This window comes from Moorena sp. SIO3I6 (genome assembly GCF_010672095.1).
Map to the genome: position 1 here is coordinate 1 of NZ_JAAHHU010001590.1, position 1,148 is coordinate 1,148.

Annotated in this window: 2 protein-coding genes; one reads left to right on the forward strand and one right to left on the reverse strand. The window is 41.9% G+C overall.

Going from position 1 to position 1,148, the window contains the following annotated elements; genetic code table 11:
* Window positions 1-443 (forward strand): DUF2062 domain-containing protein (locus F6K49_RS51465; RefSeq protein ID WP_293110688.1); only part of this gene is annotated, 443 nt, incomplete at its 5' end.
* Between the two features lie 22 nt (window positions 444-465).
* Here the strand turns inward: F6K49_RS51465 and dndE are convergent.
* The gene (gene dndE / locus F6K49_RS51470) at window positions 466-861 is read right to left on the reverse strand and encodes a DNA sulfur modification protein DndE (RefSeq protein ID WP_293067585.1); all 396 of its coding nucleotides are present in this window, start codon (window positions 859-861) and stop codon (window positions 466-468) included.
* Window positions 862-1,148 lie beyond the last annotated feature (287 nt).

Consider the following 1,148-nt stretch of genomic DNA (forward strand, 5'->3'; position numbering starts at 1 on the left):
CTGGGTTCTTTCCGCTGTTTGGTCTCCAGTTAATTATAGGGATTTTGCTGGCGGTACTCTTGCGAGGGAACAAAATAGCTGCTACTGCTGGAACTTGGATTAGTAATCCCTTGACTTATGTACCGATTTTTGCATTCAACTTTCACGTGGGTGAATGGCTACTGAATCAGGATGAATTGGCTAATGTGAGTTTCCAATCTTGGCAGGAATTTAGAGAATTGGGGTCAGACATTGTCCTAACCTTATTTGTTGGTTGTTTGGCCGTTGGATTGGTCTGTGCTGTGGTTAGTTATTGGTTGAGTGTAAAGCTGATCTATCGATTGCGGACTTCTCGTGCCTTGAAGTGTCAGAAAAAGCGATGTTCCGTTCGCGAAGCGGTTCCAAAGGAACAAGGAACCGCTTCGCGAACGCATCGCATTGACCACTATAGTGCTAACTCCTGAGTCCTGAGTAAAACTTGATACTTCATTCTTCATCCTTGATAACACTCAGGGAAATTAAATCCTCAATTTTTTTAATAGTGGTATCCCCTGCTAAGTAACCAATACCTCGATGAAGGTGCAGGCAAAACTGATTCCCTAGATTTTCTTGATCCAAAGTTAAGCCATCGTTATGGCAGCGTTGTTTGAGAGCAATTAGGAGCAGATCAGCCATATCTCCTGCCATCACGCTCCAAGTGAGTTCGAGGTTACTATCGGCAGGTATGGGAACCGGCGAGGGCATTGTCGGTTCGGCGAGGGAACGGCAGATTGCCCAGCGGCAAAGGACATTCCACTGAGGAATTTTGGTTTGACGTTTGAGTTTAATGAGTTGGTCTTTGGCAGTTTGGGAAAGTGTGATCTGGTTGATTGGGGGTTGCATGAATAAATTAATGCTTAATTGCTTCAAATGGACTGATACCACCTTTTTGGTAAAAGGTTAAAAGTTAAAGGTAGAAGGGAATCGCCTTACCTTAATTGATAGTATTGTCTGACGTTGATCTTTATTTAATCTTTACATTAATCTTCACCTAGTTAATTAGAATTTAATCAAGCTCTATGGGTTTTCACCTAAAATTTTTTTCAGTAGCAGAAAAAGTTTGCTGTTTACTACTACTGGACTAAAAAAGTGATCAATGTCTAATGCTGGCGCTGTCATTATTGTCATGG

Bases quoted from the DNA above. Each gene is read 5' to 3' on its own strand.
- dndE (WP_293067585.1), bottom strand. From the start codon at position 861: ATGCAACCCCCAATCAACCAGATCACACTTTCCCAAACTGCCAAAGAC.